At 61.1% G+C, this 6,285-nt stretch carries 8 protein-coding genes; 6 read left to right on the forward strand and 2 right to left on the reverse strand.

Translation table 11 applies throughout. The features are described from left to right. Window positions 1-219: 219 nt before the first annotated feature. Window positions 220-399, forward strand: coding sequence for a hypothetical protein (locus J2Y41_RS04965; RefSeq protein ID WP_309926689.1), 180 nt, complete (start codon window positions 220-222; stop codon window positions 397-399). A gap of 331 nt (window positions 400-730) precedes the next feature. Next, window positions 731-1,087: a hypothetical protein gene (locus J2Y41_RS04970; RefSeq protein WP_309926691.1), complete on the forward strand. Its 357-nt coding sequence runs from the start codon at window positions 731-733 to the stop codon at window positions 1,085-1,087. A 65-nt stretch (window positions 1,088-1,152) separates the two neighbouring features. Here the strand turns inward: J2Y41_RS04970 and J2Y41_RS04975 are convergent, their stop codons facing one another. After that, the gene (locus J2Y41_RS04975; RefSeq protein WP_309926694.1) at window positions 1,153-1,464 is read right to left on the reverse strand and encodes an antibiotic biosynthesis monooxygenase; all 312 of its coding nucleotides are present in this window, start codon (window positions 1,462-1,464) and stop codon (window positions 1,153-1,155) included. A gap of 245 nt (window positions 1,465-1,709) precedes the next feature. Here J2Y41_RS04975 and J2Y41_RS04980 point away from each other — a divergent pair, with 245 nt between their 5' ends. The 4 genes from J2Y41_RS04980 to J2Y41_RS04995 all read left to right on the forward strand — a co-directional run bounded on the left by J2Y41_RS04980 (window position 1,710) and on the right by J2Y41_RS04995 (window position 5,966). After that, window positions 1,710-3,113: an FAD-dependent oxidoreductase gene (locus J2Y41_RS04980; RefSeq protein WP_309926697.1), complete on the forward strand. Its 1,404-nt coding sequence runs from the start codon at window positions 1,710-1,712 to the stop codon at window positions 3,111-3,113. Then, window positions 3,113-3,532, forward strand: coding sequence for a Rid family hydrolase (locus J2Y41_RS04985; protein ID WP_309926699.1), 420 nt, complete (start codon window positions 3,113-3,115; stop codon window positions 3,530-3,532). The genes J2Y41_RS04980 and J2Y41_RS04985 overlap by 1 nt, the downstream gene beginning before the upstream one ends. 135 nt (window positions 3,533-3,667) lie before the next feature. Continuing rightward, window positions 3,668-5,146 (forward strand): APC family permease, encoded by a 1,479-nt coding sequence (locus J2Y41_RS04990; protein ID WP_309926701.1) that lies wholly within the window; start codon window positions 3,668-3,670, stop codon window positions 5,144-5,146. Between the two features lie 151 nt (window positions 5,147-5,297). Next, on the forward strand, window positions 5,298-5,966 hold the full coding sequence (locus J2Y41_RS04995; RefSeq protein ID WP_309926703.1) for a TetR/AcrR family transcriptional regulator: 669 nt from the start codon (window positions 5,298-5,300) through the stop codon (window positions 5,964-5,966). A 64-nt stretch (window positions 5,967-6,030) separates the two neighbouring features. Here the strand turns inward: J2Y41_RS04995 and J2Y41_RS05000 are convergent. Beyond that, on the reverse strand, window positions 6,031-6,285 hold a 255-nt coding region (locus J2Y41_RS05000; RefSeq protein WP_309926706.1), incomplete at its 5' end, for a Dabb family protein.

The following is a 6,285-nucleotide window of genomic DNA, read 5'->3' on the forward strand; positions in this document are numbered from 1 at the left end:
TAGTCGACTTTCTGGTCAGGGTGGAATTTGGAACCTGCCCATGCGGAACCCGAAGAGTGGCCGGGGAATCCAACGAAATAAGGGAGCGCAGCGAAGGTCCGCTCTGGTCCTTTAGTCTGAGAGCATGGACGAGTCCATCCCGCGGGCACTGCTATCACCGGTGGCAGTGCGCTGGCGAAACTCTTCAAGTCATTCCCCCCGGGCGCACTGCCTGGCCGAATGTGGGCCGATGAACCCAAACGGAATGGCCATCGGACTATTGCCCTGGTGGATCCGGCCGGGGTGACGCTGTGGTCCCGGCAGGGCAGAGAACTTACCCGCGTCCTGCCCCGGCTGCGGGAAGCTCAGCAGGCCCAGGTCCCGCCCGTCGTGCTCCTCGATGGTGAGTCAGTCATCTAGAACGCGGACCAGCTGGACGTTGAGGCGCTGCAGTCCCGCATGGTCAGCCCTAGGCGGCTCTGGCAGAGTTCGCCCGGGAGTTGCCTGCCTCTTTCGCGGTCTTTGACCTGCTGGCCGTTGTCGGGCAGGACATCCGGGAGGTCCCGTTTGCCGGGCACGCCGGCAGCTGCTCAAGGAACTGGCCCCGGGACTGAACGGCCCCGTTGATCCTCTCCCCCACCACCACCGACACGGATCTGGCAGAGGCCTGGCTAAGAGAAGTGCCTGCTACAGGGGTGCAAGGGTTGTGTTCAAGGGAGGCTCGCAGCCCTATTACGGGACACGGTCGTGGTTGAAGCTCAAGAGCAAAAGCACTTTCGATGTGGTGTGCGCGGCCGTTATCGGCCCGGTGACGCAGCCCCAGACCATCATCGCCGGCTTGCCGGTCGATGGGCGGCTGCGGATCGTCGGCCGATCCTCGCTGAACAGATTCAGCACAGACAAGGGCATGATTCACCTGACCCTGGTAGAGCCGATGGTGGTCCAGATACCGGCCGACGTCGCATGGACCGGCAGGTCCTTCCGACACTCCGTCGCATGCCTCCGCGCCAAGCCTGAACTGGACGCCGCCGCCGTCGAACTGCCTCCACACGTTCACCCCGGCAGTCTTCACGCCAGCAGAGGCGGTGACGATAGCCGCAACCCCTGAGGCAGGCCCTTGCTGCCACGGGTGTGAATTGGCCTTAGGCTTTGAATCGCAAGCCTAAAAGCTCCCTAGACACTCCCCTGCGACGAGGTTCCGGCAGGAACTGCTTTCAGGCGGCTAACCACGGGATCCGCGGCAACAAAGGGCTCAATGCGCCGTACGAGGTTCGCCACCGGTTCTGCTGCCAAGTGGGCCTCAAGAAGCTCTTCAGTTTGCCATTTTTCGATCAGGATGATGCGCCCACCGTCTTCTTCGTGAAGTGCGAAGAGGTCGCATCCTGCCTCGCTATGGATTTCAGGAACCGATTCGCGAAGAGCGTTTAGCAAATTGCGCTCGTCGCCGTCCTTGGCTTGAAAGGTGGCGAGTACGACTACTGACATGGCTTTTCTCCCTGGATTGCTAACTGTCGTTAGTTAGTAACTTAAGCATACCCCCTCACCACCCCCCAATCGGGGAACCAGTTTCCTGCCGTCAACTGCTATACAGGCTTTCGTTTTCTTGCTACATTGCTGCCTAACGTTAGTTAGCTCACTCGCTCACGTTAGTTAAATCACGGAGGGCAACGGGCTTGGCAGCCAGCGCAAGCAGCTACCTTCCCCGACCCACAAGCAGGAAGAGCTCCACAATGTCATCCACAAATAACGAGGTCGGCGCTCACGCCGACGCCATCATCATCGGTGGAGGCCTGTCTGGCATGGCAGCCGCATACACCTTGGCGCAAGAGGGCCTAAGGGTTACCGTGCTGGAGGCCAAGGACCGCGTCGGCGGCCGAACACACTCGAACGCAGACACACCCGGTGGGCCACTGGACCTTGGTGGCATGCTGATCGGCACAACCCACCACCGTTCCCGTCTCCTTGGTGAAACCCTTGGTCTGACGTGGGTGCCGGCACGTCCGTCCGGCAGCATGACATACCGCGCCGACGGCGAGGTCGTCCGCGCCCCTGATGGTGGGTACCCAGATTCCGTGGGTGGTTCGACCACTCTGGACGCTGAACTCACCAGGGTCAACGGGCTCTTTGACGAGCTGGCGGAAACCGTCGGATCCCAAGGTCCCTGGGATTCACCCGAACATGTGGCCCTGGATGCCATAACTGTGCAGTCATGGCTTGATGAGAACGTCACTGATGCAGTGGCACGCCGCATTGTTCGAACCGATCTGAACATTATTGTCGGCGCGGACACGACTGAAATGTCCATGTTGTTCTGGGCCCAATACGTAGCCAAGTGCGAGGGCATGCGCGCCCTCCAGGTCACGGCAAACGACGCCCTCTGGCTTGGCGGCTCGCAGCAGATCTCTCAACGGATCGCTGACTTTGACGGGATCACCGTCATAACGGATGCCCCGGTCTACTCGGTGGCCTACACAGACGACACTGTCGTCGTCGAATCAGCCCGCGGGCAGTTCACTGCATCCGCAGCCACCATCGCCGTCCCACCGTCGGCTGCCAACGCCATCCAGTTTTCCCCTGAACTGCCTTTGGCTCGCCGTCAGCTTCAGGCACGGGCGCCCATGGGTCGGGAATCGAAGGTCCAGGTCCGGTACAGCCGCCCGTTCTGGCGGGATGCCGGGCTCTCCGGAGAGGTCTTCGATCTGGACCTTGGCTATCTTTCACTGGACGTCACCCGCCCCGGGGATGAATGGGCAACCATCGTGGCATTCATCGGCGGCAAGGACTACGACGCTTGGTTCGCTCTCGGACCTGATGCGCGCAAGCAGGCAGTTCTTGATTCCCTTATCGCGGTCCTCGGCTCCGAGGCGGCGAACGTCCTGGGCTATCACGAGACCGACTGGCCAAGCGTCCCCTACACCATGGGCGCACCAGTGACGGTCATGCCACCGGGCCTTCTGAGCCGGATCGGCAATGCACTGAACGCACCCGTCGGCCCATTGCGCTTCGCCGGAACCGAAGCGGCATCGATGTGGACCGGCTACATGGAAGGCGCCGTCCGGGCCGGAGAAGCAGCAGCGCACGACATCCTGGCATCCCTCAAAGCCCTCAAAGCCCTCACGGCAGGAGCAGCCTAATGGCAGCCAAAGAATCAACCCAAACGTCGATGACCTACCTCATTCCGGAGGGAATGGAGGAAGTCGGCGAGACCTACGGCCTGGCACCCGGGGTCCGAAGCGGAGATTTCATTTTTGTCTCCGGTCAGCTGGGGATCGATGAGACAGGAGCGATCCCGGCCGACGGTGCATACCAAGCCGAACTGGCGATCCTCGCCGTGGAGCGCGTCCTGGCAGAGGCGGGGGCAACCCTGCGTGACATTGTCCAGTTGCAGACCTTCCACAAGGGCGGCATGGCCGCCACCAACGAGTGGTTCCTGCCCGTAAAGTCCCGCTACTTCCCCGCCCCGTACCCTTCATGGACAGGCTTCGGAGTCGCTGACCTTGGCGGCGAGGGCGCACTGATTGAAATCGGCGCCATCGCCCGCGTTCCTTCCTGATCCGCTTCAGGCCGTCCGGCCCTTGGCCGGCGGCCTGACTCCGGGATCCATTGGATCCCGTTCTCCTTCTGGTGCCTGTCTGGGGCGGCTCCAGGATCCTATATATTGGTTCGCATCAAAAAAGAGGCACACAAAATGAGGAATGACTCCCCACCATCAGCACCGGCAGCAGTAAAACCAGAGACAGCCGAACGGCTCTCCGGAAACCTCGGCACAACCTCGCTTGTCCTAAGCGTGCTGGCATTCTCCGCCCCCATTGTCACCGTCTCCGGGTTCATCGCCTTCACGGTGATCTTCAGTGGCATCACCTCCCCCGTGGCGTTCCTGACGGCAACGGTCGCCCTGACCATCTTCGCTGTCGGGTTTACCACCATGACCAAGCACATCCCCCGCCCCGGGGCGTTCTACGCCTACGTCACCATGGGTCTGGGAAAGATCGTCGGACTCGGCGGCGCCTACCTGGCAATCGTCGCGTACGCCGTCATTATCACCGGACTCTACTGCTTTACCGGCATCACGGTAGCGTCCCTGATCCAAAGCTTTGGTGGACCTGAGACCCAATGGTGGGTCTGGTCGTTTGTGGCTTTTGCCTTGGTCAGCTCGTTGGGGTACTTCCACATCGAGCTTTCCGCCCGAGTTCTCAGCGTCGTCATGGTTCTTGAAGTCGCGCTGGTCATGACCTTCAACGTGGCAACCCTGGTGCAGGGCGGCGCCGAAGGCCTGTCCGCAGCGCCCTTCAACCCCATGGAGTTCTTCTCTCACAATGAGGTCGGCGTAGCGCTCCTGTTCGCATTCCTGACCTTCATCGGGTTCGAAGCGACCGCCCTGTACCGGGACGAAGTCAAAGTCCCGAACAAGACCGTTCCCCGCGCCACGTACCTCGCCGTCATCCTCGTCGGACTTCTCTACACGCTCTCGTGCTACGCCATGGTCAGCGCCTACGGCTCCACCGCCGTCGATGCCGCCACGAACAACCCCACAGGAATGTTCAACGACGCCTTGGACCGGTTCGTGCTCCCCGGCTTTTCCAACGTCTCCCTCGTGCTGGTTGCCTCCTCTTGTGTGGCAGCGCTGATTTCCACGCACAACGTCATCGCACGGTACCTGCACAACATCGCCTCCGACCGTGCACTCCCTACATACCTGGCCCGGGTTCATCGCCGGCACAGCTCACCCCACCTGGCCTCCATCACCGTCTCTGCTGGCGTGGCGCTGGCCTTGGCTGGTATCGCGGCATCCGGCACGGACCCCGCCCAGCTCTACGGACTGATGTCCGGCCTTGGTTCCACTGGCGTGCTAGTGCTGATGGCGCTGGTCAGCCTGGCCGTTGCGGCGTTCTTCATCCGCAAGGGCGTTCCGGCAAGCGAAAACATCTGGAAAGTGTTCGTCGCACCCATTGTTTCCTTCCTCGCCCTGACCGCCGTGGTTGTTTTCGCCATCATGCGATTTGAGCTGGTGGCCGGCGGGGAGCCCGGTCAAAACGTAGGACTGCTTTTCATTCCGGGCGCAGCCCTGGTGATCGGCATCCTCGTCGCCATTTACCTCCGTTCGGCCCGCCCGCAAATTTACCGCGGACTGGGACGGCAGGAGACAGGCGAACCAGACCTGTCCTAAGCACCATCGGGTGGGGCCGGCTACAAACCGGCCCCACCGCGGGCATAGATCACCGGCGGGAATGCCCCGTCGGACTTACCATGAGAAGACGGTTCCACCAGCGCCCAGCGCTGACACCCGGGACCGGGACCGACACAAACACAGGAGAGAAATGCCCGACACAGCGCAGCGCGTGCAGGCCCTTGACGTTCTGCGCCAAGAGATCGCTACGTTCAACTGGACAAAGCTGACCGACGGAAAACGGCTCATCTTGGATGCCTTCCTGCGGATCGTCACGACCGATGGCTACACCGCAGTCACCATGCGGGGACTGGCAAGGCACGTGGACATGAAAGCCGGAAGTCTCTACAGCCACTTCCCCGGCGGTCGCGACGAAGTCGTGGACGCAGCTCTTCGCTGGCATTTCTACCAGTTCGCCAAGGGAACGATCGAAGCCGTTGAAAACACCGCTGACGCTGCTGATTTCTGGAAGACTCTCGTAGACCAACAGGTCCGCAGGCAGCTGCAGACCCCTGAAAACGACATGTTTGACCTGATACTGGCCACAGACCGGATCAGCAAGTTCCTGCCCGATGAAACCCGCAAGGACATCAACCATCTCGTTGACCTCAATGCTGCTCTGTTCAAGGGCGCCGCCCATGACATGGGGTACCAAGGGGACGTTGATCTGGCCGTCTCCATCGTTATCGCCGTTCTTGACGGAGTCCATTCCTGGAGTCACTGGACGGGCGAGCCTGCCGACGTGGATCGCATTTCCGATGCTGCCATTCGCACTTCGCTGTCGACGTTGGAAGCGCATCTGTTGAGTACTACTAACTAGGACGACAAGAAGAGGCCGTCCCGGAGACTGAAGTCCCCGGGGCGGCCTCTTCTACGCCTTGCCCTCATACGAGTGAATCAATAATCGCCTTCTGTGCCACGTGCACCGCAACCTCTTTGGCCACCTCGATATGCAGTGGATGGGCGATGTACTCGGCAAGGGCGGTCTCTGATTCATGGCGCGAGACAAGAACCAGGTCCCAGTGCGTTCCGTCCCTGCCTAGGTGTATTGACCACGGACGTTGATGACGCTCGGCGTGGTTTGGTGACATGAAGAAGACCTCCGGGTGGAGTGGGGCTTGTCTAGAGTCCAATTCCAC

It is taken from the genome of Arthrobacter sp. 1088 (genome assembly GCF_031455315.1).
Classification (GTDB): domain Bacteria; phylum Actinomycetota; class Actinomycetes; order Actinomycetales; family Micrococcaceae; genus Arthrobacter.

Bases quoted from the DNA above. Each gene is read 5' to 3' on its own strand.
- J2Y41_RS04965 (WP_309926689.1), top strand. From the start codon at position 220: ATGTGGGCCGATGAACCCAAACGGAATGGCCATCGGACTATTGCCCTG.
- J2Y41_RS04975 (WP_309926694.1), bottom strand. From the start codon at position 1,464: ATGTCAGTAGTCGTACTCGCCACCTTTCAAGCCAAGGACGGCGACGAG.
- J2Y41_RS04980 (WP_309926697.1), top strand. From the start codon at position 1,710: ATGTCATCCACAAATAACGAGGTCGGCGCTCACGCCGACGCCATCATC.
- J2Y41_RS04985 (WP_309926699.1), top strand. From the start codon at position 3,113: ATGGCAGCCAAAGAATCAACCCAAACGTCGATGACCTACCTCATTCCG.
- J2Y41_RS04990 (WP_309926701.1), top strand. From the start codon at position 3,668: ATGAGGAATGACTCCCCACCATCAGCACCGGCAGCAGTAAAACCAGAG.
- J2Y41_RS04995 (WP_309926703.1), top strand. From the start codon at position 5,298: ATGCCCGACACAGCGCAGCGCGTGCAGGCCCTTGACGTTCTGCGCCAA.